This window comes from Streptomyces sp. NPDC059456 (genome assembly GCF_042750055.1).
Lineage (GTDB): Bacteria > Actinomycetota > Actinomycetes > Streptomycetales > Streptomycetaceae > Streptomyces.
Map to the genome: position 1 here is coordinate 1 of NZ_JBHYVA010000042.1, position 24,371 is coordinate 24,371.

A 24,371-nucleotide genomic window follows, 5' to 3' on the forward strand; every position below is an offset into this window, starting at 1 on the left:
CCCTCCAGGCCATCACGAGCAATCCCGTCACCACCACGACCCTGGCACGCATCGAACCCGAGGAAGCAGAACCGGGCTGGCGACTCCACTGGAGCACCGCGGGCCACCTCCCACCCCTGCTGATCACGCCCGGCCGCCCGGCGGAGTACCTCTTCGCCGAGCCCGGAGTGCCGCTGGGGGTCGACCCCGAGCAGCCCCGCCCCGACCATTCCCGCCACCTGCCCCCGGACACCACCGTGGTCTTCTTCACGGACGGGCTGGTCGAACATCCCGAACGCCCCGTCGACGAGAGCCTCGCCCAGCTCGCCGGTCTGGCCACCGCGTACGCCTCCCTGCCCCTGCAGGAGTTCGTCCAGGTCCTGGCCGATCACCACCCCAGCGACGGTCACGACGACCTGGCCATCCTCGCCCTGCGCACCCCGCGGCTCTGATGCCCGTGCCGCGCATCGGGCCCGACCGCGCCGTGGAGGATCCGGGGGATCCGACGGATGATGGACTTCGGGGCGATGTCGATGCGGAGGTGTCGCCTGATGAGTGCGGCGCGGCCTGAACGGCTCCGGCGGGCCGGCCTGGCCGCCCTGGAGGTCTGCGCCGTCGCCGCGCTGTATTACGGCTCGGCCACGCTGGGACTGGTCCAGCAACTGGTGGGGGGCCAGGTCACCCCCCTGTGGCCGCCGACCGGCATCGCCCTGGCGAGCCTGCTCGTGCGCGGCCTGCGGGTCTGGCCCGGGATCGCGCTGGGCGCGTTCCTGGTCAACGTGCCGCTCGGCCCGTCGATCCCCGCCGTTCTCGCGATCGTGTCGGGAAACACCCTCGCGCCCGTCTGCTCGTACGCACTGCTGCGTCGCACGGGGTTCCGTACCGAACTGGACCGACTGCAGGACGTCCTGGGGCTGGTCTTCCTCGGTGCGCTCACCGGGATGCTGGTCAGCGCGACGGTGGGCAGCGCGACCCTGGCGCTCTCCGGTGCGCTGAGCGCCGGGCAATTCTGGCCGACGTGGTCGGTGTGGTGGACGGGCGACGCCATGGGCGTACTGGTGGTGACGCCCGTCCTGCTCGTCCTGCGCTTCGCGCGCCTGCCGAAGGGCGTGCGGCCCTCGCGTTGGGCGGAGGCACTGCTGCTCCTGGCGGCGACCGTCTTCGTCGGCCTCCTCGAAACCAGCAGCACGCCGCTCATCTTCCTCGGCTTCCCGCTGCTCATCTGGGCGGCCTTCCGCTTCCAGCTGGCCGGGGCCGCGCTCTGCGCCCTGTCCGTGTCGACGTTCGCCATCGTGGCCGCAGCCCGCGGCTCGGGCCCGTTCGCCGGTCATGACCTGCTCACCAACATGATCACCCTGCAGGCGTTCAACGGTTCCTCCTCGCTGACCGCGCTGCTGGTCGCGGCAGCCGTCAGCCAGCGCAACCAGACCCAGGAGGAGATCGCCCGCGCCTGCAGGCTGCTGGCCGAGATGGTGGCCAAGGCCACCGCCGGCGACCGCCACCCCAGGCTCCCCGATCGCGGCGACGAGCCGGAACCGGACGGCAAACGAACCGGGTGACCGGCCGGCGCCACCAAGCAGGGGTCGCACATGTTTTCGACATGCGCACCGGGGAGATAACCACCCCAACACTGCGCGCGCCGGCAGGGGGTGTCATGAGGTACGACCTGTCCGGACGCCTGGTGGTGGGGATCGCCTCCAGTGCGCTGTTCGACCTCACCGACTGCGATGCGGTGTTCCGAGAGCGCGGAGAGGACGCCTACCGGGCCCACCAAGAGGCCCACGTGGAGGACGTCCTGGCCAAGGGGGTCGCCTTCCCCTTCGTCCGGCGCCTGCTGTCGTTGAACGACCTCGCGGAGCCGTCCGATCCGCTGGTCGAGGTCATCATCCTGTCGCGGAACGACCCGGACACCGGCCTGCGGGTCATGCGCTCGATCGAAGCGCACGGCCTGCCCATCAGCCGGGCCGTCTTCCGGCAGGGACGCCCGTCACACCGGTTCATGCCGGCACTGAACATGTCGTTGTTCCTGTCGGCCCACGGGCCGGACGTTCGCGAGGCGGTGGCGGACGGGATGCCGGCGGGGCACGTGCTCGAGACGGCGCGGATCGACGACGAGGCAGACCCCGAACTGCGCATCGCGTTCGACTTCGACGGGGTGGTGGCGGGTGACGCGGCCGAGCGGATCTACCAGAGCGCCGGCATCGACGCGTTCCGTGCGCACGAGGCGCGCAACGCGACCACACCCCACGACCCAGGACCGCTCAGCGCATTCCTCGCCGGCATCAACCGCATCCAGCGCCGTGAGGAGGACGAGCGCCGCAACGATCCCGGATACCAGCCCCGCCTTCGCGTGTCCCTGGTCACCGCTCGGGACGCCCCCGCACACGAGCGGGCCGTGCGGAGCCTCAAACAGTGGGGGCTGCGGGTGAACGACGCCTTCTTCCTCGGCGGCATCGACAAGGCTCCCGTCATCAGCGCCCTGGATCCACACATCTTCTTCGACGACCAGGTCTCCCACCTGAACGGCACCGCACCGGCCACGCCCAGCGTTCACATCCCGTTCGGAGTCGTCAACGCCCCGTCGCCGGGCTGCCGGCACCCGGGCCTGCCGTGACAAGCGGATCTTCTGTCAGACCCGTCTGGGATGCTCCCCGCATGGAGACGACAATGCAGCTGACGATCGACTGCTCCGATCCGCAGGCAATGGTGGCCTTCTGGGCCGAGGCCCTGGGCTACGTCCCCGAGCCCGCGCCGGGCGGTCACGCCACGTGGCGTGCCTACTGGGCGGCGGTGGGGGTGCCCGAGGCGGAGCTGCCGGCCGGTGCGGGAGACGTTCCGGAGTCGATCGTCGATCCCGCGGGACGTGGACCGAGGGTGTGGTTCCAGCAGGTTCCGGAGCCGAAGGTCGCCAAGAACCGGTGGCACTTCGACCTGAAGGTCGGCGGGGGCCGTGACGTGCCCTTGGACGTCCGCACACAGCGGGTCAAGGCCACGGTGGAACGGCTGGTCGAAGCCGGTGCCACCGTGCTGCGGATCAAGGACGAGCCGGACACGGGGCTCTACGCCACCGCCATGCAGGACCCCGAGGGCAACGAATTCGACGTCGTCTGAGGGCCGTCGCCCCGCAGCGGACGGGGGTGGCGTGCGGGGCCGGCGGAACCGGGTACCGTCTTTGTCATGTTCTTCCAGAGGCCGGTCTACGAGTGAGGGCGTGATGGGCCCCTGCTGACGTCCTTCGACGTCACCGCCCGTCCCCCACCGATGACTCCGCAGATCACTTCACCTCACCACCGGGAGAACCCGTGACCGACAGCAAGAACATCAACAACCCCGTGGGCCAGGGCGGCGGCCAGCGCAAGAAGCTGTCCCGCGCCGAACGGCAGAACAACGGCCCGCACCGCAACCTCGACCGCCAGGGCGCTGCCGACAAGAAGGCGGAGCTGGTGCGCAAGATGCGCGAAAAGGCACGCGCAGCCGAGGCCGCCGAGCAGACGGACGACAACCCCGCCCAGACCTGACCCACCGCACAGCAGCACAGCAGCACAGGCGTAGGGCCCGGACCGCGATGCTCGGTCCAGGCCCTGCCGGCGTTTCGGGTCCCGGGCCGTCGATGGTTCCGGAATCGGCACCGCGTCCGGGGGGGTCAGGCCGCCGCTGCCGTGCGGAGGGCCCGGGCCAGGAGGGACGAGTTGCCCAGGCGGCGGCGCAATTCCCGTTCCAGACCGGCGACCGGGACGAGGTTCTGCGGGGCCCGGGGGTCCTTGTACTCGCAGCCGGCGTACCGCGGCAGCACGCGTTGCGAAAGGTCGGCCAGGGCCACCGCCTCTTCCCGAGGGACGTTGGCGGCGCCTTCGAGGCGAACCACCCCGGCCCACGGGGGGCCGGGCGTGCACGGCAGGCGCAGGTACCAGGCATGGCGGTCCCAGGAGGTCCCCATGAGGAACACGGGGGTGCGTTCGCCGGGGGCGAGGTGGGCAACCATCGCGTGGAGTTCAGGCGGTAGGTAGGCGGTGCGGTGGGACTTGACGAAGCCCAGGGCGCGCGGCAGGTGGGTACGGCCGCGCAGCGGGCCGTCGACGACGAGCAGGTCCGAGCCGTCGGTGACGCCGTGCCCGTCGAGAGCCGTGCGGGCGTTGGCGGCCACGAGGACCTCCAGGTCACGGAGGCTGCCCTGGAGCGCCGACGAGAGCAGCACTGCCAGGTTCTCCTCCATGTCGTCGGCGGTGACGTGCGCCCGGTAGGTGCCGGCCGTGGTGGGTACGTCGACAGCATTGGGAGCGGTGGTGAACAGGCCGCGCCGGGACTCGACCGTCAGCAGGTGCGCGCCGTGGCCGGGGCAGCAGCACACGGTGCCGGCGGCGTACGAGGCACACAGGGCCATCGTGGCGCCGGCGGCATTCGCGGCGGCGTGGTGCGAGCCGGCGCCCGCTGCCGCCGGCAGGCCGGCCGGCGGGGGCTGTTCGATCCAGATGCGGGCCTCGACGCGGCGTACGCCGTCGACAAACAGGACGGCCCCGGGCGTGGGGCCGTACGAGGGGGAGACCGGCTTCCAGTCGGCGGTGGCGGTTTCGACGTCGGGGACAACCCTCGCGGTGGAGTCCCCCGCGGCGTTGTCAGGGCCTTCGGCGTTCTCGACGCTGGAGCCGTACGTGGGGTCCCAGCCGTCGACGTGGAAGCGGACCGGGGCCGGGTGCGCGGTGTTCGTCATGTTCCTTCCCGGGTGACGACCGAGCTGTGGGTGTCGCGGTGCACGCGGAACCGGACCGGTACGCGTTCGGCCAGCCCGGGTACGTGGGTGATCACTCCGACCATCCGGTCGCCCAGGGCGAGGGTCTCCAGGGTGTCTGCCACCGTATCGAGGGATTCGGGGTCGAGTGTGCCGAACCCCTCGTCGAGGAAGATGGACTCCAATTTCGTTGCGCCACCGAGCCCGGCCAGCTGTTCGGACAGAGTCAGCGCCAGCGCGAGGCTGGCCTGGAAGGTCTCGCCACCGGACAGGGTGCGGACGGAGCGCTCCGTATCGGCGTCGGAGTGATCGACCACGTAGAACTCGCCCTTGCGGTGGCTCAAGTCGAAACGGTCGCCCGAGAGACGGCGGAGCGACTCCGAGGCACCCTCGACCAGGGTGTCGAGGGCGGACTCGGCAAGCCACCGCGGGAACCGTTCGGATCGCATCAGCACGGCCAGTTCGTGCCCCACTTGATGCCGGGCACGGGCGGTGTCGATCCTTCGCCCCAGCGAGGCGGCCTCGGCGAGGTCGCGTACGATCCGCTCCGCCTCGGCGCGGGCACGTTCGACGGCGATCGCGACCACCCTGGGCGCATGCGCAGCACGGCCGGGCCCCTCACCCAGGCTGCCCGGGTCCAGACCGTGTTCACTCAGCTGCGACTCCAGCCGGTCCAGGAGCACGTCGGCCTCGTCGGCCGCGGCCCTGGCTTCGGCATGCCTGCCTGCGGCTTCGGCCCTGCGGCCGGCGGCCTCACGAGCGGCCCAGTCCACGAGGTCGGCCCAGGCGGCGGCGAGGTCGGCGGTGTCGGGGCGGGGTGGGGCCAGTGCTGCCACGCTGTCCCGGGCGGCCGTCAGATCGGAGAGGGCGGCCTCGGTTCCGGTGAGGAAATGCCGCCGCACGGCCAGCGACTCATCGAGTGCGTCGCGCGTGTGGTCGGCTCGCGCCTTGGCAGCCGTTACGGCGCCGTCGAGGCGGGTGCGTTCAGCGAGCAGGCCGGGGATGTCCTGCGCTGAGGGTACGTCGGACAGCAACACGTCGAGCGCACGAAGCCGGGCAGTGAGGGCGGTGTGTTCGGCGTCGGTGGTCGTTGCGTCCCGCACGGTCCGGGTGTGCGCGGCTCGTGCTTCTTCATGGGCCCGGTCGGCTGATTCGAGGCGGACGACAGCATGCCGGTGGGCCTCATCGGCGGTGGCAATCACGGCGGCGGCAGCGGACAGGTCGGCCTCCGCCACGGTGGTGCCGGCGCGGGCCCAAGCTTCCAGTCCGGCCCAGGCGGCCGTCAGGTCGGCGGGTGCTCCGAGAGCCTCTCGGAGTTCGGAGTCGGCGGGAAGGGCCGTCTCCACGGTGGGCGGTTCGAGGTCGGCCAGGGCGCCCAGCTGCCTGTCGAGCACGGTGCGGGCCCCGTCGAGCTCCAACCGGAGCGCACCGGCGTTGGCCAGCGCGGTGTCGTGCACGGTCCCGGCCTCCCGTGCCGTGGCGCGGGCCTGCCCTTCGGCGGTGGCAAGCCGGTCCCGTGCCGCGATGAGTACGTCGAGCCGGGCACGGTCGGCTCCGGAACTGCCGCCCGCGCAGGAGCCGTGGACGGCGCCGGGGGCGGCTTGGGATGTGCCCGCAGTCTCTGTGGGCACATCCAACAGCAGGCCGGCCAGGCGCTGCTCGATCAGGGTGCGCCGCCCGGTGACGGTGTCGACGGTACGCTGCCGGCCGGTGACCCAGGCCGTTGCCTCCTGATGCCGAGACAGCGCCTCCTCGTATGCGCGGGTGGCGGCGGCCACGGCGGCCTCGGCCGCGTCGAGCGCCGGAGCGGGCAGCAGCGGCGGGAGTGTGGTGACGTTCTGCTCGCAGACCGGGCAGGCGTGGCCGACCTGGAGTGCCGGACGCAGCTGTCCCGCGCCGGCGAGCGCCCGTGCCTCCTCCACGGCGGTCGCAGCGGCGTCGAGGAGGGACTGCGCAGCGGTGACCGCGGCCTCGGTCCGCGCCGCACCCTCGACGGCCTGCCCCAGTTCTCCGGTGGCCGCGGCGAGGTCGGCGGTGGCCTGGTCGAGCTGGTCGAGCGCCTCGCGGGCGTCGGTGAGGCGCCTCCCGTCGCCGGCGGCGGCGAGCGCGGAAGCCGCTTGCTCGTGCCGGTCGTGGGCTTCGGCGAGTCGCTTCTCCGCTTCACCGGCCTGCTGGGCGAGCTCCGCCGCCCGACGGGCCAGGACGGGCAACCCCTCGGGAGTGCGGACACGGGCCAGCCGGTCCCGGCTGCGCCGGACCTCATCGTGCGCCTGACGGGCCCGTTCGAGGTGGCCACGGGCCTCCGTCACGTCCGTGCGGGCGGCATCGACGGCGGCTGCCCGGGCGTGTAACTGCGCCTGGCACCGGTCCAGTTCCCGGCCGGCACGGTCAGCAGCCGCGACGACTCCCTCGCGGCGCGCGACGAGGTCCGTCCTCTCTGCGTGGAGTTCACGGGCGTGTTCGAGGGCGGCACGCTCAGGGGCGGTCCGTTCGGCCGCATGGGCGTCGGCGAGGGACCGGACGGCTTCGTCGCTGGCCGCGCTCGCTTGCTCGACGGCAATTCTCGCTTCGTCGGCGGCGCGCTGGAGCTCTTCGATGCCGTGCGGCGCGCGGACGGAGGCGAGCAGCTCGGCCTGGGCGCGCAGGGTGTCCGCACGGGCAGCCGCTTCGACCGCACGGGCCCGCGCCCCGTCGACACCGGGCACGAGTGCGTCGACGGTGGTGGCCATCAGTTCCAGTGCCGAGACCCGCGCATGGGCGTCGGCCCCGGCTTCCGGGGTGGCATCTGCGTAGCGGGCGAGCTGCTCGGTGAGGACCTCGACCTCTTTGGCCGCCGCGTCCCTCTGGATACCGGCCCGCTTGCCGATGCCCTCGTAATGGGCGGCGCCGAGGAGCTTCAGCAGGATCCGCTGGCGGTCGGCGGTGTTGGCGGAGAGGAACCGGGCGAAGTCGCCCTGGGGCAGGACGACGCATTGGCAGAAGTCGTCGAAAGACAGGCCCAGCAGCTGCTCGACGGCGGCGTTGAGTTCCTTGATCTCACCGGCCAGGACCTCGGGTTGCGGCCCGTTCCGGTCGACGACGATCGCGGTGGGGTCGGCGAACCGGACCAGGCTGACTGCCTTCTGCTGAACCTGCTGCCCCACCCGGCGGACCTCGCGGGCCACCTGATAGCGCTGGGACGCGACATCGAAGGTGAGTGAGACGGTGCAGCGGTTGCTGGTGGGGGCGAGCGCGTAGGAGATGGCGTTGCTCCGGCCCCAACGGTAGGCCGAGCCGTACAGCGCGAACGTCATTGCGTCGAGGACGGTGGACTTTCCCGAACCGGTGGTGCCGACCAGGGCGAAGTAGTCGGCGTCGGTGAAGTCCACCACGGTGGCGACACGGAAACCGGCGAAGCCGTTGAGTTCCAGGCGAACGGGGCGCATCTGGGGTGTTGTTCCTTACCGGGCGTGAGAAGGGTCCTGGGGTGCCGGAGAGCAGGGGCGAGGGGAGCTGCTCAGGGACGGGCGGTCGAGCGGGTGAGGTCGTCGTGCAGTTCGTTGAACAGCTGCACGACCCGGTCGTCGCTGACACCGACGCTGTGGCAGTAGTCGGTGAACAGCTGCGCGGGCGTCCTGGCCGGCCGGTCGACGGCGATGCCCGCCTTGGCACCGGAGCTCGCATGGTCGGGATGGATGCGGATCTCCAGGGCATTGGGCAGGGCTTCGGTCAGGTCGTCGCGCAAGCCGGCATACGCGGGCTGGGTGACGACGAGCCGGAGGTAGTCCTCGCCATAGGCTGCTCGGTCGCCGATGAGCCCCGCGACGGTCCCCTCGACCGTGCGCAGCCGACGGCCGGCGGTGACGGGGACATCGGTGACCCGCGCCGGAATTCCGGGGGATGCCTCGACGAGGCAGACCACGTGCGCATTGTCCTGCTCGCCGAAGTCGACCGGGTACGGCGATCCGCTGTAGTGCACCGGGCAGGCTGCCGGGATCCGCTGTCGGCGGTGGAGGTGGCCCAGGGCCACGTAGTGGGCCTCGACGGGAAAGACTGCGGCGGGGACGTGGTACTCCATGATCGATTGGGCGTCCCGTTCGCCACCTCCGAAGGCGCCGCCGGTGCACGTCAGGTGCGCCATGACGATGTTGACGGCGTCCGGGGTGAACGCCGCCGTCAGACCACCCAGGACGTCGCGGACCAGCTGGTCGTACGCACCGACGTTCTGTGCAGGAGTGTTCGCAATGATCTCGGCGGCGCGGACGGCATAGCGCCGGGAGAGGAAAGGCAGGACGGCGACGTTGACGAGCTCGTTCGTGGACTTGGCACGAAAGGTGAGGACACCCCCCTTGTCCGCCGGCCTCGCATGGCCGTAGACGTGGATGCCGGCGACCCCCATCAACGGTTTGTACGCCTCGAACGTGGCACCGTGGTCGTGGTTGCCGGCGATGACGACGACCTCGATGTTCCGCCTGGCCAGCTCCATCAGAGTACGTACGACGAGTTTCTGGGCGTCGGCACCCGGCGCGAAGTGCTCGTAGACGTCTCCGGCAACGAGCACGGCATCGACCTCGTTGCCGAGCGCAATCCGGGTGATCTCGCTGAGTACGGCGGCCTGTTCGTCGAGCCGGTTGCGGCCCTTGAGAACCTTGCCGACGTGCCAGTCTGAGGTGTGGAGGAACTTCACCGGGACGGTCCTTCCGGAGGAACGAAGCAGGCCAGGGGGACGGGCATCAGGTGGTACGCGGGATGGGGGAAGTGAAGGCTCCTGGCGTCCGGAGACGCAGACGTCCGGAGCGAGCCGTCAGGCCGGCCTCTCCGGAGAACTCTTCATCACCGAGGTCCACGACCGCCCGAGTCGGAGGGCGACGCGACGGGCATCGCATGATGAGCCGTCAAAAGGGTGGGGGCTCTTCGATTGCGCCGTCGTCGAAACCGTCGAGCCATCGGTCGTCGTCGACCGCCGGCAGTCTGTCGAACGGGCCTGGCCGTACCTCCCCGGCGGCACTCCCGGGGGAGGTCGGGCCGCTGGCGGGGGCAGGTTCGGCGAAGGCGGTTTCGCTGACCTCGGTGAGCCGTGTGGCCCAAGCCGGAAACGGGAACTCGACGGCCAGTGGCACTGGGATCTCCGGCTGGGAGACGAACATGGTGCCGGGCCGTGCGAGGGTGGCGCGCTGCCGCTGCCCCTTGGGCAGGAACCCGTACTCGGGACGGGTGGCCTCCGCGGGGTCAAGCCGTCCGACGATCTTGATCGAAGAGTTCGACACGATGCGCCGTTCGACCTCAGAGGCGGTCTGCTGGGCTCCGATGAGGATGATGCCGAGCGAACGACCGCGCTCGGCAATGTCGAGCAGTACGTCCTTGATCGGAGAAGAGCCTTCGCGGGGCGCATACTTGTTGAGCTCGTCGATCATCGTGAAGAGGAGCCCGCCCGGCCCCGCCTGCTCCTTGCGTTCGGTCTCCGCCGCGAGAACGACACCGACGACGAAGCGCTGAGCGCGCTCGGGCAGGTTGTGCAGGTCGACAACGGTCACCTGGTGGCGCGACGTGTCGACGGAATGGGCGACCGGCCGGTCGGTGACCGTGCTCAGGTCCCCGCGGAGCAGGGGGGTGAGCGGCCGTTGTGAGGACCTCAGCCGCCGCACGAACGCGTTCACGGTGCCGGTTCCCAAGGCCGGCCCCGCCCAGAAGGGACGGGTGGCTTCGTCGGTGACCCGTTCGGAGATGAACTCGATCATCTCCTCCCACGTACGCAGGACGGTGCCCTCGACGGTAACCGCACCATCGTTTCCGGCAGGTCGGGCTTCGCGGCGCAGCCGACCGGTGACCTGGTGGACAACCATCGTGTACTGGCTCTTCTCGTCCGCGGCGTCGGTGAACACGTACGGGAGCAACTCGCTCTCGCAGAACTCTGCGAGGGTCCACCAGAACGCAGTGACGCCACTTGTCCGGCCGGTAACGTGGGGACGGCCGGTGATGTCACCGGGCAACGGCGGGGCGTGGAAACCGACGGAGACGAAGGGTCGGGCGGGCAGACCGAGTCGGCCGTAGGCGGCGCGCAGCGGATCGCTGAGGCGGGCGTTGGGCTGATCGATGAACAGCAGGTCCTCGCCCTTGACGGAAAAGATCAGGGCCTTTGCGTTGACTGCTCGGCCGCCCAGCGCGCCGGAGGTGAAGAGGGAGTGGAGGAGGAACAATGCAAAACTGGTCTTGGTCGCCACCCCGGAGATACCCGAGATGGACACGTGGGCGCCACGAGTGCCGTCGAGGAACTCGAGGTTGAGGTAAATCGGCTCGCCGTCGCGGCCGATGCCGACGGGGATTCGCGTGTCCATCCGGTCGAAGTACAGCGCGGCGTCCCGGTCCGCCCCCGTGGCCCGGATGGCCACCTCACCGGGACGGGGCGGCACGTAGCACTCGGGGTCGACGCGGGTCGTGGTGACCTCGGCGATCTCCTGCACGTGCGCCGGCAGGATCCCGTCGGCAATGAGGAACACGTCCGAGTCGAACGCGGCACCCTCGTGGCGGGCCACAACCTCGGTGACCACACCGGAGGTCGTAACGGTCCCGTTCCCAGGGACCTGTCGGCGCGTGCTGACCACGTCGTCGAGCTGGAGGTAGGCGTCAGCCGCCACGGCGACATGGAACTTCAGGGGTGTGGAGTCCTCCGTACCCGCCACCTTCCCGACCTGCTGCTCCATCCTGTCCGTGTGACCCGCCGCGGTTGTGGCGAGGTGGCCGGCCGGGGTGGTGCCGGCGTGGGAGATCCCGGAATCGCTGTCGGTCATCGGCGGGCTCTCCCTGTGTGGTGCGGTGTGGAGGTGCGTCGGGGTGGCGGCCCGGCCTCCCACGGCCGGCGGCTGATGGATGAACGCTGGGGCGCCGGAGCGTCCTGATCACGAAGGCGCCGGGCCGGGGACGTCCCGTCCGGGACCTACGGCCCTGTAGGACCCGAGGGCACGGCGGGTGCCGGACCGCAGAGATCGCGCTGCCGACGTGGTCGTGAACCATGACGCTCTGGCCGGGACGGGGCACGCCGCGTGGGCTGAGCAGCGCCGGTCAGAACTGCTCCGATACGCAGGTACCCGTCGGACCGCATTGCTGCCGATCGCCGGGCGCCCGAGATCGTCAGGCGGTGGTGGGGCATCTGTCAGCGGCGAGTGACGCAGGGGTTGTGGAGTGCCCGTGGGCATCGCGGGAAGGGGACGGACGACCCCGCCGGCAGGCGCTGACATCCCGGCACCCGTCGCCACCACCGATGACACCACCCGCGAGCGGGTCAAAGCCGACCTTTAGCCGCACGTTTCGCGCCCCCCTCGTTCTGGACAGCTCCCGCGCGCCGGAAGGCGCACACGGTCATAGCCGCCTCAAGTACCCCACCCTCATGCGGCTCGACGCATCCTACGTATGTTCATCCGGCCCCACATGCGGATTCGGCAATCCGTCACCCGGCCCTTTCAGAACCGGGGCGACGCGTCTGCGTGCTCACCCGCGGGGCTTCCCATCGCGTTCGAGCACAGACTGAGGGCGAGGTCGGGACGATCGGCCTGAGGGTCACGAACGCCATCTCACCGCAGACCGGCCCCCGGCCGGTCGCAGGTTCGGGGTTCGTGCACGGCAAGGGCGGCAGCCTCGCGAGCCCCGCACCAACGGCCCACTGCGAACGTGCCTCTCCTGCCCCGCCCCCGCACTCCCGGCGTGCGCCCGCGCCTCAGGCGTTCAACACGGCGACGGCCGGGGCGGCGGCAGGATGGACTACGGCGTGGGAGCCGCCGCTACGCGGTCCGCGAGCCAGGTCCTGATGCGCTCAGACTGTTCACGGATCTCGGAGGCGGCCGCTGCCAGGTCGCGCCCGTACCGACGCTGGGCTGCAGCGCTCTCGTCGACCACGCTCAGAGCCTCGCCATGGCGCCCCAGTTCACCGAGCAGCACCGCGAGGTTGTTCAGACTCACGGCGTAGTCCTGCGCCCGGCGCGCGTGACCCTCGGGAAGCACGCGATACATCTGAACTGCCTCGGACGCAACGGGCAGTGCCTCTGAGTGGCGTCCCAGGTCTCCCAGCCTTCGGCCCAGACTCGTCAAGCTCCTCGCCAAATCACCTCCGTGGCCCTGGCGACCCGAATCGACCAGCTGTCGGTCGATCTCAACGGCCTCGTCGATCGCCCGGAGCGCCTCGCGCCCCTTACCCACCGCGGCCAGGCGATTGGACAGGTTGTTCAAGACCATCGCGTGGCCAGGCCCGAACACGCCGAAGTCTCGCCGACTCAACTGCCGGTACAACATCTCCGCTTGGGAGACCGCATTCAGGCTCTCCTCCACGCGGCCGTCCTCTCCCAGCCTCACGGACAGATTGCTCAGGGCCGTTCCAAGGCCGGCGGAGTATGCATGGCTGTCCTCCGCAGCCAGCTCACGGTAGACCTGTACGGCCTCCTGAACGGCAGCCACCGACTCATCGTTCCTGCCGACGAGTGCGAGGTGGTTCGAGAACGTCATCAGATGGTCGCCGAGAACCGGTCCGTGGGTACTCAGGTCCTGCCGGGCCAGCGGCCGAATCCGCAGGATGTCCTCGGACATGCCTCTGATGAAACCCTCCGACGCGTTGGCGGTCGCGGAGGCAACGGACGCAGCGGCGAACGCCTCGGCAAGAGCAACTGCGGTCGGTCTGCGCGCAGGCCCGCGGTCCAGGCAGCGTCGGAGAATGCGGTGGAGCACCGGATCGATCCCCGGCACGGGGAGACGGCCGAGGCCCACTTCTCCGTACCTCGGATCGCCCCAGCGTCCGACGAGGAGGGCCAGGAGCAGCGCTCCTGCGGCGTACATGTCGCTCTGCGACGTGAGGAACAGCCCTCCGTCGCCCGCCTCAAGGTACGTGTCGCTGACCGGGAGCACCTCGCGGTACGCGCTGTCGACCCCGTCCACGGTCGCCGTGGCCCAGCCGACCAGCCGGATCCCGTCGTCCGTCACCAGCACGGACCGCGGTGCCAGCGCGCCGTGCACGAGCCCGAGGCCGTGGGCGCGGGCGAGGGCCTCGGACAGACCCGAGCCGATCCGCAGGAAGAGCTCCTCGGGAACCGATCCCCCGTATTCATCCAGGATGGCCCGCAGGTTGGGCGCGGGAGCCGACGACGGGTCGTCCGCACGGCGGTGGACGCACGTCGCCGCGATCCAGGGCAGTTCCTCGGCGGTCTGCGTTTGCGCCTCGACCAGGGCGGGCGCGTACGCGCCCCGCATCCTCAGCAGGCACTCTGCTTCCGTGCTCACGAGGTCCAGTGCGGCCCTCGGGTCGTCGGTGTGCAGGAGTGCGGGCGCCCGCACCGTGACCACGGTGCCGTCCTCGTCCCGGGCCAGGTACATCGCCATGTGAAGCCAGCCCCGAACACTGCGCGCCCGGAGCCGGAAACGGCCGAGCTGCACCGGGTCATCCGGCTGAAGCTCCACCCAGCCGGCCGGCAGCACCTCACCCGGCTCATCGTCGTTCGATGGCGCGTCCTGCTTGCCCGGTACGTTGGGCCCACCGCTCCGGGTGGTCCCCGTATCCGTCGGATCCTCGGTCAGGCGCTCCGGCATCCGGAGGCGGTCTGGTTCAGGCACCACCGGGGCGGCATTCGCAGACGGGATGCCGAGTCTCGTCAGCAGCTGCTCCCGCAGCCGGCCGAAGGAACGTCCGGTGTCCTCCACCACGGCCGCGCCGTCCGGGTGGCCGACCCAGGCCGGGAAGGCCGGGGCGCGGCCGACGATGGCCTCGATACGCTGCGTCACGACCTCGGTCGTGCGCAGCAGTTCCTTCGGAGAGACGGCGCTGAGCAGAATGCGGCGTGCCTCGGCGGCAAAGTCGAACTTCCGGTGGTGGGGAAGCAAGTCCTCCTCTTCGGTGTCGACTTCACGCATCAGACCGCCCAGGAACACTTCTGTGAGATGCCCGCGGTCCGTGGGATGCCCGAGGGCGGCCTGCACCATGCGCATGACCGGGGGTGTGACGGGTGCGACCGCCGCCATATGGGCCGCGAGTCGGTACGCCTCGGGGGAAGCGGCATCCCGAAATCGCAGTACCGCTTCGGCGGCGTCGCTCCGTCGGATGTCGGCGGCGGGCCGGCCCGAGCCGGGCTGGGCAGCCTCCCACAGCGGGAGGAACGCGGTGCCACCGGGCGAGGCAATGAGCCGCGCCCAGTCAGCGATGGCCGCAGGAGTCGGTTCAAGGACCGGAACAGGTACGGAGTCGAAGCTGACGAGGTCTGGCGGCAGGTCAGGGTCGGTGACGTGCCAGGCGTGGGTCGCGCCGCCGCGGCCGTGGGTGGTGTACAGCCCCCGCCGTGCACCGATCCCGGTGCTCGCCCAGAGCCGCGGCGGCAGCGCCTGGACGATCGCGGTGGGACCGCATCGCGCCCAGAAGTCCATGACGTGCCGCATCCCGCCGTCCCGCCAGGCGTCGCCAACACCATCGCTCACGACGAGCACGAGAGTCTTCCCCGTGGGGTCGCAGAGGGTCTTCGGCGACTGAAGGCGGCCGCGGTGACGATACGGGCTGGTCCGTAGGCTCGGCGTGGCGCGGCGAGTGTCGAGTCCGTACACGCGCACGTCGCGGAATGCCCCGGCGCTTTCCATCAGCGCCCGGACCTCGGCGGCGAGGCGCTGCCAGAGGATCATGGAGACGCCGTCGTCGACCACCAGGGCGAGGGACAGCCAACGGGTCCGCGCCGAGCGGGTGACGGTCTCGGGCACCCCCGTGTCAGCGATGGCGGCAACCGTCCGCGTGACGTCGAGTTCCTGGCGGCGCTGGTCGGGGAAACGCTGTCGCAACGGTCGGAGGGACTTGCCGAGCCGAAGCTGCCCGGCGGCGATGAGGCCGGTGTCCGGGGTGCGGACGGCAGTCGCCATGGACGAGGTCGCCATCGCGTGCGCTTCCGCGTCCTCGTGTGCGGGGCCCTGTGCGGCGGCCAGGAGTGGCCGCGCGGACTCGGACTCCGTGCCCTCGGTGCCCGCCGGTTCGTCGGCCGTACCGGCGAGCTCCGCGTTCTCGGCCGCCGACGACGACAGTCCGTCGCGGTGCGGCGTGCCGGGCCGCTCCGGGTGTGCCGTGGGCACGCCGGCAGCGCGAGCCAGTGACCCGGCGCCCCGGGGCAGCTTCCTCGCGAGCCACAGGGCATCGAGGAGTTCCTCCTGCGAGAGCTCCGCCCCGCTCTCGGCCAGGACCTTCGTCACACGCGCGATCACGGTGTCACACTGCGCCGCCGAGCTGGTGCAGGACGGCCCTCAGGAGCGAGGGCGCGTCGAGATCCACGCCGCCCTTGCGGAGGAATACGGCGTTGAGCAGCTGGTCGGTGGCGAGTTCACCGGCGGCGCGGCGCTCCAGGAACTCCCGCAGCAGGTCGTCCACGTCGTCCAGGGCATCGGATCCAAGGTGCACGGCAACGATCTCCCGCAGTCGCCGCTCGTTTGGCTCGGGGAGGTCGAGGCGGACGCAGCGCCTGAGGAAGGCGGGCGGGAAGTCGCGTTCGCCGTTGCTGGTGATGATCACGACCGGGAACTCTCGGCAGCGGACGCGGCCGCGTGTCACCGGCGCGGGATCGTCCGGGTCGTCGGTCTCCACGTGCACTGCCGCGCGGCCCTCGGGAAGCCGGGTGAGCTCGGGGATGGCGAACTCACCCTCCTCGAAAACGGTCAGCAGGTCGTTGGGCAGGTCGACATCTCCCTTGTCCAGCTCGTCGATGAGCAGGACGCGGGGGCGTTCCCGGGGCACGAGAGCGGTGCCCAGAGGGCCGAGCCGGATGTACTGGCCGATGTCTGGTTCCGCGCCACCCGCGCCATCCGCGTCGCGGCGCAAGGTGGCCTCGCGCAGCCGGCCGACGGCGTCGTACTGGTAGAGGGCGTCCTGCAGGGTGGAGCGGCTGTTCACCGGCCACTGGAGGACGCGCCCGAGCGCGAGCTCGTGGGCGACGGCATGAGCCAGAGAGGACTTGCCCGTGCCGGGCTGGCCGGTGACCAGGAGGGGCCGGCGCAGGTGCAGCGCTGCGTTCACGACGTCGGCCTCATCGGGACCGATGAGATAGAGGCGCGGGTGAGGAGCCTTGGCTCCGCTCGGCGACTCCTGCCGGTCGAACCGGCGCCACGGTGGCGCCGCGGGGAACGGCTTCTCACGGCGTTCGCCGTCCCCCCGGAAGAGCCGCCAGTCGTCGCCTCCGCCGTCGGAGGGCGGATGCCGAGGACTCGTACCGGCCAGGGGCTCTGAGGTGGTCATGACGCGTGCGTTCCTCTCCAGGGGTCCCTCAGTTGAAGCGCCTCGGTCCGTGGGGGACGGCCTTCCGGCTCCCACACCAGGGAGGGCCGGGCCCGCCGCTCCGTCGGGCAAGCCGCCGCCGAGTCGCTTCGAAACTCCCGGACCCGCTCGGGCAGCCCCTCCAGGTCGCCGGCGGGAGCCAGGCTCTCCAGTCTTCCGGCGTCCTCGTGACCGACGGCGTCGCGGTCCCAGAGTACGACCGGGACGCCCAGGGCGAGACAGGTCAGCAGCCAACGCTCGTCGGCGGGGCCGTGGAGGACCACCCGCGCGGTGTTGCGGTGCGTGGTCTTCAGCGCGTGCACGAGCTGCCTGGCGTCGCTGGACGTCTGGCTGGTGACGAGCACCGACGCCCGTCCCTTGTTCCACCGGCGCTCCTGATCGCCTTCGCGTTGCTGCATCTGGTCGCTGAGCTCCGGGCAGCTCAGGGAGACGCGGTACTCCGCTCCGATCGGCCAGGCAGGAACGATGTCGTCATGCGCTCCGGGCTCCCATTCGTCAACGGCCAAGTGGAGTCCCGCTCGGTCGACCACGACGGTCACCCACGGCACGTGATCGCCCTGCCCCGGCTCCTGGCTCGCGGCAAAGACCGCCTCGCTCAGGCTGCTCGCTGCCTCCCGCGGGGTTTTGGACACGGACCCCGCCTCCTTGAGTACGCGGTACGAGCCGTCGTCGCGGACGAGCAGGATCCGGCACCGGTAGCGGTCGCCCCCCTCGGCACCGTCGTGTTCCAGCTCCATCACCACTCGCGACACCGGCGACGCCGGGCGCTTCGCCCACCGGGCAGCGTCCGCGCGCCGCTCGTCCAGGGCCCCGGCACGAATGCCGAGCCGCCGGGCGGTCGTCTCCGACCACGCGCACAGGTCATCGGCCAGCCCGTCACCCGCGGCGGCCGCCACGTACTCCACGAGCCTCAGCAGCGCCGGCACCGGTGGAGTGCCCTCGGGCACGCTTCCGCTGTCGCCCAGTTCCTCCAGCCCCTCGATCACGTCGCACAGGTCGTCCTCGCCGAGCTGCGGCCGGGTGAGGGCTTCGGGAAGAACGACGTACCGCAGCGCCTCGCCGGCCGCCTGGGGCAGCAGCGCCGGCTGCTCCCCGCAGACCCGCCGCAGCAGCCCAAGCAGGGATTCGTACTCGTTCGTTGAGAGCAGCGCCCCGCAGTCCAGTGCCCTGGCCCGTGAGAACAAGTGGGTCAAGGCGGTGCGGACCGCCGCCTGCGCGCCGCCTGCGAGGGCTTCGCCGAGCGACGCGAGCGCACGGCGATGCCTCATGAGGAGCGCCACGAGGTCCGCGCCGGTGGGTTCGAAGCCCGCGGTCTCATAACCAAGTTCGCGGGCCAAGGCCTGAGCGTGATCGACGCGCGCGCCGGGGTACGGGAACAACGGCGTGAGCAGCTGCTCCAGTTCACGCTCGGCCGGCGTCCGCTCGGCGACAGGCGCCGCCTTGGGCAGGGATGTGCCGATCGCGCTCAGTTCGGGAGACTGGCCCGTGTGCTCCGTGATGTGGGATACGAAGCCGCCGTCCCGGGCGAAGGAGGACACGGGCAGGGCGATCAGTCGACGCGCTCCGTAGCGGTGGGCCTGCTGAGTCACGACTCCGACAAGGTGGCTGCCGCAGAACACTCCCGTCCCCGAGGCCCCGCCCCAGGCATTTCCGCCGTCGGCACGAGGAACGGGGGCATGGTCCTGGTCGAGGACATAGCGGTCGTTTCCTCCGGACAGCACCGGCAGAATGCCGCGTAGGTGCTCCGGCTCCCGTGTGTGCCCCTGGGAGGCCCAGGGGTAGCCGAGTCCCTCGTACACCAACGGCGCCGTACCAGCGGGAAGTCCCCAGCTGACTGAGCCCGGCAGGTCGATCTCGCGGTCGATGCACAGCAACGCGACGTCAAGGCCGTCCGGATGGGCCCACAGCAGGTCGGCGGCCACCTGTGTCGTATCACCGGTTCGGGGGTGACCAATGCGCACGGTGATGACCGGCCAGTACCCTCCCGTGTCGCGGTCCTGCAGCACATGATGGGCGGTCAGCACGAGCCGTGGAGCGATCAGGTAGCCGGAGCCGATGCCTCGACGTTCTTGGTCCGTGCCGCTGCGGATCAGCGCCAGTCTGGCCGGATCCACGTCACTCCTCGTCCCACGACCCGGTTTCGTCGTCACTGATCTCGGGGCGCGCGCCGCCGATGGCCCGATCCTTGACCGACAGCTTCAGCGTCAGCTTGTGGGTGCGCACGGTGGAACGCTCGCCGCCCGCGCCAACGGTGACCACGCCGAAGGTGAGCTTTCCGTTGCCCTTGACGGACTCCCGTAGTTCGAGCTGGAGTTGCAGCTCGGCCTCTTCGACGCCGAAGGCGAACTGCTGCTTGATGCCGAGCCGCTGCGCCTCGTACAGCTCCTGCCGCAGCTCCTCGATGGCCGCGGCCAGACCAATCGTCGACACCTTCGCCCGCCCCCGGTTCAAGACAACAGGAAAACAGTAAGTCACTGGTACGTTACAGCGCTCGCGAGGCACTTCAAACCTTGGTCATGGACAATCGGTCACGGAAGGAGGCGTCCACCTCATGCCCCCGCGCAAGAAGAAGTCCGCAAGCAGGAGGAGACGTTGAGCCACTCCACGCCCATGGAGATCCAGGCCGTCCTGTGGAAGGCCGCCGACAAGCTGCGCGGCTCCATGGACGCCGCGCAGTACAAGGAATTCGTCCTCGGCCTGATCTTCCTGAAGTACGTCTCCGACGCCTTCGATGAGCGCCGCACCGAGCTGGCCAAGGAGCTCACCGAGGACGGCATCTCCGAGGACCAGATCGGCGGCTTCCTGGAGGACCGCGACGAGTACACCGGCGCCCACGTCTTCTGGGTCCCAGAGACCGCCCGCTGGTCCTGGATCGCGGCCAACGCCAAGAGCCAGGGCGTCGGCGAGCTCCTCGACCGGGCGATGGACGCGGTCATGCGGGAGAACGCGGCCCTGACCGGCGCCCTCCCGAAGATCTTCAATCGTGACGACGTCGACCAGAAGCGCCTGGCGGAACTCGTCGGCCTCATCAGCGACGCGCGTTTCGGCGGCACCGAGGACAGGCCGGCGCAGGACGTGCTGGTCGAGGTGTACGAGTACTTCCTCGGCAACTTCGCGCGCGCGGAGGGCAAGCGGGGCGGCGAGTTCTACACCCCGCAGTCGGTGGTCCGGCTGATCGTGGAGATCCTGGAGCCGTACGGCGGACGCGTGTACGACCCGGCGTGCGGCTCGGGCGGCATGTTCGTCCAGGCGAGCAAGTTCATCCGGGCGCACCGGGGCCGAGGCCACAAGGCCGACATCGCCGTCTACGGTCAGGAACTCAACGAGCGCACCTGGCGCCTGGCGAAGATGAACCTCGCCATCCACGGCATCGACGGCAACCTGGCGGCCCGCTGGGGCGACACCTTCGCCGACGATAAGCACCCGGACCTCAAAGCCGACTTCGTCATGGCCAACCCGCCCTTCAGCATCACGGACTGGGCGAGGGACGAGAGCGACGCCCGCTGGCAGTACGGCGTCCCGCCGAAGAGCAACGCCAACTACGCCTGGCTCCAGCACATGGTCTCCAAGCTGGGCGAGCGGGGCACGGCCGGCGTCGTCCTGGCGAATGGCTCGATGAGCTCCCGGTCGAGCGGCGAGGGTGAGATCCGCCAGGCGTTGGTGGAAGCTGACCTGGTGGCGTGCATGGTGGCGCTGCCGTCGCAGCTGTTCCGTACGACGCAGATCCCGGCGTCCCTGTGGATCCTGGCGAAGGACAAGTCGTCACAGGGGACGAAGGGTCTGGAGGACAGGCGTGGAGAGATCCTGTTCATAGACGCCCGCGCGATGGGTGAGATGGTCGACCGCGCGGAGCGGGCGCTCACGGAGGCGGACCTGGCGAAAATCGCAGGCGTCTACCACGCGTGGCGCGGCACGGCATCGGCGAAGGCCGCGGGCCTCACCTACGAGGACGAACCCGGCTTCTGTTTCTCCGCGGATATGACGGACGTGCGCGGGCACGGGTACGCGCTGACCCCTGCGCGTTACGTCGGCGTCAGCCATCCGGGCACCATGGAACCACCGGAGGCTTCGCCGGGCGGTGCCGCCGCCCTGATGAGGGACCTGTACGCAATCTTCGACTGAGATCCGGTGACCTCAGCGCCGCCCGGCGTGGCGAGTGTCCGTGTCAGCGCGCCCCACCAGAACGGTCTCCGCGCGACTCTGCCACGGGGTTTCAGGTGGGTAGGCGGGAGCTCCGGGGCCGGAATCGGGGAGCCGTCACAGCCCTTGACCTCGCCGAAGCGGGTTCCCGTCATTCTTCGTGCAGGTCAGGAACGTGATGGACCCTCCGGCGTCAGCAAAGGGTCAGCGCAACGCGGCCGGGAAGCAGAACGAGGAGGCCGGCTTCCCCACCCAGGACAAGGCCAATCGACCGCCTCACGACGGTCTGCCAGGAGAAGCGGGCCGCTCCCCGGAACCGGAGCAAGGCCGAGCGCATCCAGAAGTACGGCGCGATGCAGTTCCGCGAGTACACGGCGGAGTGGAAGGCCGGCCGGCGCGACCTCGCCGAGTCCTCGCTCCGCACTCTGGAGTCCCTGCTCGAGCACCACATCCTCCCCACCCTCGGCAGCCGCCGGATGAGCATCAAGTCCGTCCTCCTGGACGCCTACCGTCTCGGCATCTACACCGAGGACCCCGTCCTGGGCGTGAAGCCCCCGCAGTACGACCCCGAGCGCGCGGTGATCCCCTCCCCCGCCCAGCTCCGCGGCATACGCACCGCCGGCGACGACCGGTCTCCTGATCGCCGACCTGATGAGCGACTGAGGCATGCGCCACGGCGAGGCGTTCGCCGTCAGCCTCGACAACCTCGTCGCGAGCGACGTCTACCGCATCACCGAGCAGGTCAACCAGACCACCAAGACGTACGGCCGCCTCAGGCACCGCAAGCCCACCGACCACCGCGACGTCCCCCTCCCGGCCCGCATCCGGGTAACCCTTGGCCTCAAGGCCTTCCGGGATCGTGTATCGGCCGACTCCGAGGACCAGGTCGGACGGGTTCTCACGCGGTTCACAGGCGCACGTGAACGACGCATCGGATTCGTCGCGTGGAGGCGGGTGGTCCAGCGACGGATGATCGGAGCGGCCTCCACGCGTGGGGCGACGCCGAGATCAACGTCGGCACCAGGCACGTGCGGGATATCCGGGAGGAGCTCAGAAAAGACAATCAAGACGGCCGGATTCCCGAATCCGGACGGACCGTGCACGAGGCCCTGAGCAGCCGACATGCCTGCCGATTCGGAAGCCGCTGGGCTCGGGCCCGCCAGCCGCGAACGCGGAGTGGCTCAGAGGCGTCGTATCTGGGCGTGTCCGGCTGCGCTAGCGTCGCCCTCCCGTACACCGATGGGGAGGTCTCGTGCGCGCTCTCGTGTATCTGGGTCCCGGCTCCGCCGAACTGCAGGACCGGCCCGCCGCCCAACTCATGACCGATGACGACGTCGTGGTGGAGATCGTCGGTACAGGGGTCTGTGGAACGGACCGCAAGATCCTGCTCGGGCGGTTCCCGGCCCGGCCGGGCGTGGTGCTCGGCCACGAGTCGGTGGGTGTGGTGCGGGAGACGGGGCCGCGGGTGCGTTCGGTCGGCGTGGGTGACCGTGTGGTGGTCAACCCCACTCTGTACTGCGGGTGGTGCGTTCCCTGCCGCCGGGGCGCGACCAACTTCTGCCGTCACAAGGCCGGGACCGAGGTCGGCGTCGACCGGGACGGCACGTACGCGGAGGCCGTGACCCTGCCGGAACGTTTCATCGAACGGATCCCCGCCGGGCTGCCCTTCCGCAGCGCGGTCCTGATAGAGCCGCTCGCCTGTGTCCTGAACAACGTCGAGGCCGCTTCCGTCACCTTCGACGACACCGTGGTGGTTCTCGGCGCGGGCCCGATCGGAATACTGACCGCACTGGTCGCTGCCCGCCAGGCGCGCCGGGTCACCGTCGCCGAACCGGACGGCTACCGACTGGAGCGGGCCCGCGAACAGTTCACGCGCGTGGTGGACGTGGCCGAAACGGACTCGGCCGAAGCCGTGGTGAAGGCCTCGGGCGGCGAGCGTCCCTCCGTCGTCTTCGACACCACCGGCACCGGCCTCGACTCGGCGCTACGGCTGATCGACGACGGCGGCCGGATCGTGGTGATGGGCTTCGACGACACCTACACCGTGCCGCTGCGCCCGCTCCGGCTCACCAACCGGGGGATCCGGCTGATCGGCGCCGGGGACTACCGGGCCGACGTCTTCCCGGTCGCCGTGGACCTGGCCGCCGAACTCGGTGGCCGCCAACGACCCGGCCCCGGCACCGCACCGGTCCTGGAGCGGCTGGTGACGCACGAGTTCCCGCTCGAACGCTACGCCGAGGCCTTCGCCGCGCTCGGCGGTCTCACCCGGGGTGACGGAGGCGTCGACACCGGGCATCCACCGCGCTACGACGCGCTCAAGGTCGTCATCCGATCGCATGCGGGCCCGGTCGGCGCCGACGGATGGCCGGTGGGCGCGTGAGCGCGCTGCGGCTCGGGGCGATCGAGTCCGGCGGGACCAAGTTCGTCTGCCTGGTCGGCTCGGCCCCCGACCGGATCGAGGCGGAGATACGGTTCCCGACCGGCGAACCGGGCCCCACCCTGGCCCGGGCCATCGCCTTCTTCCAGGAGACGGCCACCGCGACCGGACCGCTGGACGCGATCGGCATCGCCTCCTTCGGTCCCCTCGAACTGCGCCCGGGCCACGCGAAGTTCGGCCATCTCGCCGCCACCCCGAAACCCGGCTGGTCCGGGGTGGACGTCGCCGGTCCGGTCGCCACTGCGCTCGGCGTGCCGGTGAGCATCGACACCGACGTCAACGGCGCGGCCCTCGGCGAAGGCCGCTGGGGAGCGGCACGCGGCCTGGAGACGTACGTCTACCTCACCGTCGGCACCGGCATCGGCGGCGGCGCGGTGATCGGCGGCAAGGTGGTCAGCGGCTTGGTCCACACCGAGATGGGCCACCTCGCGGTGCCCCGGATCGCGGGCGACGCCTTCCCCGGAACCTGCCCCTTCCACGGCGACTGCTGGGAGGGACTGGCGGGCGGCGAGGCAATGGCCGCCCGGTGGGGAACCCCGGCCGAAGCTCTGACGGGCGAAACCCTGCGCCAGGCGCTGCGGCTGGAAGCCGCCTACCTCGCCGCGGGGCTGCGCAACATCGTCTACACGACCGCGCCCCAGCGGATCGTGATCGGAGGCGGCGTCGCGGAACTCCCCGGGCTGTTCCCGCTCCTGCGCGCCGAACTGGCCGAGGCACTGGCGGGATACCCCGGGCTGCCCGAGCACGCGGCCGAGGAATTCGTGGTCCCAGCCCGGCTCGGGGGCCGCGCCCGCCCGGCCGGGGGGCGGCCGCGCCGCCGCGCTGGGCGCCGGCGC

The 24,371-nt window shown here is 70.7% G+C and carries 17 protein-coding genes and 1 pseudogene; 9 read left to right on the plus strand and 9 right to left on the minus strand.

Going from position 1 to position 24,371, the window contains the following annotated elements; genetic code table 11:
• From ACFXA3_RS06535 to ACFXA3_RS06555, 5 genes are all read left to right on the plus strand, one after another.
• Positions 1-431, plus strand: a 431-nt coding sequence (locus ACFXA3_RS06535; protein ID WP_385182799.1) for a PP2C family protein-serine/threonine phosphatase, incomplete at its 5' end; no start/stop codon positions are given.
• A gap of 99 nt (positions 432-530) precedes the next feature.
• The gene (locus ACFXA3_RS06540; protein ID WP_385182802.1) at positions 531-1,538 is read left to right on the plus strand and encodes an MASE1 domain-containing protein; all 1,008 of its coding nucleotides are present in this window, start codon (positions 531-533) and stop codon (positions 1,536-1,538) included.
• Positions 1,539-1,633: 95 nt separating this feature from the next.
• Positions 1,634-2,593, plus strand: a complete 960-nt coding sequence (locus tag ACFXA3_RS06545) for a 5'-nucleotidase (RefSeq protein ID WP_385182804.1) — start codon at positions 1,634-1,636, stop codon at positions 2,591-2,593.
• 41 nt (positions 2,594-2,634) lie between these two features.
• Entirely contained in the window at positions 2,635-3,090 is a 456-nt protein-coding gene (locus tag ACFXA3_RS06550) for a VOC family protein (RefSeq protein ID WP_385182807.1), read from the plus strand.
• A gap of 191 nt (positions 3,091-3,281) precedes the next feature.
• Entirely contained in the window at positions 3,282-3,497 is a 216-nt protein-coding gene (locus ACFXA3_RS06555) for a DUF6243 family protein (protein WP_385182810.1), read from the plus strand.
• Positions 3,498-3,622: 125 nt separating this feature from the next.
• Here ACFXA3_RS06555 and ACFXA3_RS06560 read toward each other — a convergent pair whose 3' ends face one another.
• From ACFXA3_RS06560 to ACFXA3_RS06595, 8 genes are all read right to left on the minus strand, one after another.
• A complete protein-coding gene (locus ACFXA3_RS06560; protein WP_385182812.1) occupies positions 3,623-4,687 on the minus strand; it encodes a hypothetical protein in 1,065 nt (354 codons plus the stop codon).
• Complete coding sequence (locus ACFXA3_RS06565) at positions 4,684-8,130, minus strand: AAA family ATPase (RefSeq protein ID WP_385182814.1); 3,447 nt, start codon at positions 8,128-8,130, stop codon at positions 4,684-4,686. Before ACFXA3_RS06565 ends, ACFXA3_RS06560 begins: the two co-directional genes overlap by 4 nt.
• A 71-nt stretch (positions 8,131-8,201) precedes the next feature.
• On the minus strand, positions 8,202-9,371 hold the full coding sequence (locus ACFXA3_RS06570) for an exonuclease SbcCD subunit D (RefSeq protein WP_385182817.1): 1,170 nt from the start codon (positions 9,369-9,371) through the stop codon (positions 8,202-8,204).
• 208 nt (positions 9,372-9,579) lie between these two features.
• A complete protein-coding gene (locus tag ACFXA3_RS06575; RefSeq protein WP_385182820.1) occupies positions 9,580-11,385 on the minus strand; it encodes an ATP-binding protein in 1,806 nt (601 codons plus the stop codon).
• A 1,054-nt stretch (positions 11,386-12,439) separates the two neighbouring features.
• Positions 12,440-15,895: an SAV_2336 N-terminal domain-related protein gene (locus ACFXA3_RS06580; protein ID WP_385182822.1), complete on the minus strand. Its 3,456-nt coding sequence runs from the start codon at positions 15,893-15,895 to the stop codon at positions 12,440-12,442.
• Between the two features lie 4 nt (positions 15,896-15,899).
• Positions 15,900-16,919, minus strand: a complete 1,020-nt coding sequence (locus ACFXA3_RS06585) for an AAA family ATPase (RefSeq protein ID WP_385182825.1) — start codon at positions 16,917-16,919, stop codon at positions 15,900-15,902.
• On the minus strand, positions 16,916-19,072 hold the full coding sequence (locus tag ACFXA3_RS06590) for a trypsin-like peptidase domain-containing protein (RefSeq protein ID WP_385182828.1): 2,157 nt from the start codon (positions 19,070-19,072) through the stop codon (positions 16,916-16,918). Before ACFXA3_RS06590 ends, ACFXA3_RS06585 begins: the two co-directional genes overlap by 4 nt.
• Before the next feature lies 1 nt (position 19,073).
• Positions 19,074-19,388 carry a trypco2 family protein gene (locus ACFXA3_RS06595; protein WP_385182831.1) on the minus strand — a complete coding sequence of 105 codons (315 nt, stop codon included), beginning with the start codon at positions 19,386-19,388 and terminating at the stop codon, positions 19,074-19,076.
• 162 nt (positions 19,389-19,550) lie between these two features.
• Here ACFXA3_RS06595 and ACFXA3_RS06600 point away from each other — a divergent pair, with 162 nt between their 5' ends.
• Positions 19,551-21,080 (plus strand): type I restriction-modification system subunit M, encoded by a 1,530-nt coding sequence (locus ACFXA3_RS06600; RefSeq protein ID WP_385182834.1) that lies wholly within the window; start codon positions 19,551-19,553, stop codon positions 21,078-21,080.
• A 74-nt stretch (positions 21,081-21,154) separates the two neighbouring features.
• Here the strand turns inward: ACFXA3_RS06600 and ACFXA3_RS06605 are convergent.
• A pseudogene (locus ACFXA3_RS06605) lies at positions 21,155-21,253 on the minus strand (pirin family protein); the annotation flags it as partial.
• A 511-nt stretch (positions 21,254-21,764) separates the two neighbouring features.
• Here ACFXA3_RS06605 and ACFXA3_RS06610 point away from each other — a divergent pair.
• The 3 genes from ACFXA3_RS06610 to ACFXA3_RS06620 form a co-directional block, all read left to right on the plus strand.
• Entirely contained in the window at positions 21,765-22,211 is a 447-nt protein-coding gene (locus ACFXA3_RS06610; RefSeq protein ID WP_385182837.1) for a hypothetical protein, read from the plus strand.
• A 139-nt stretch (positions 22,212-22,350) separates the two neighbouring features.
• Positions 22,351-23,478: a zinc-binding dehydrogenase gene (locus ACFXA3_RS06615; protein WP_385182839.1), complete on the plus strand. Its 1,128-nt coding sequence runs from the start codon at positions 22,351-22,353 to the stop codon at positions 23,476-23,478.
• Positions 23,475-24,371 (plus strand): ROK family protein (locus ACFXA3_RS06620; protein ID WP_385182841.1); only part of this gene is annotated, 897 nt, incomplete at its 3' end. The genes ACFXA3_RS06615 and ACFXA3_RS06620, both read left to right, overlap by 4 nt.

Coding starts and splice junctions, on each gene's coding strand:
- ACFXA3_RS06540 (WP_385182802.1), top strand. CDS start 531: ATGAGTGCGGCGCGGCCTGAACGGCTCCGGCGGGCCGGCCTGGCCGCC.
- ACFXA3_RS06545 (WP_385182804.1), top strand. CDS start 1,634: ATGAGGTACGACCTGTCCGGACGCCTGGTGGTGGGGATCGCCTCCAGT.
- ACFXA3_RS06550 (WP_385182807.1), top strand. CDS start 2,635: ATGGAGACGACAATGCAGCTGACGATCGACTGCTCCGATCCGCAGGCA.
- ACFXA3_RS06560 (WP_385182812.1), bottom strand. CDS start 4,687: ATGACGAACACCGCGCACCCGGCCCCGGTCCGCTTCCACGTCGACGGC.
- ACFXA3_RS06565 (WP_385182814.1), bottom strand. CDS start 8,130: ATGCGCCCCGTTCGCCTGGAACTCAACGGCTTCGCCGGTTTCCGTGTC.
- ACFXA3_RS06575 (WP_385182820.1), bottom strand. CDS start 11,385: ATGGAGCAGCAGGTCGGGAAGGTGGCGGGTACGGAGGACTCCACACCC.
- ACFXA3_RS06585 (WP_385182825.1), bottom strand. CDS start 16,919: ATGACCACCTCAGAGCCCCTGGCCGGTACGAGTCCTCGGCATCCGCCC.
- ACFXA3_RS06610 (WP_385182837.1), top strand. CDS start 21,765: ATGCGCCACGGCGAGGCGTTCGCCGTCAGCCTCGACAACCTCGTCGCG.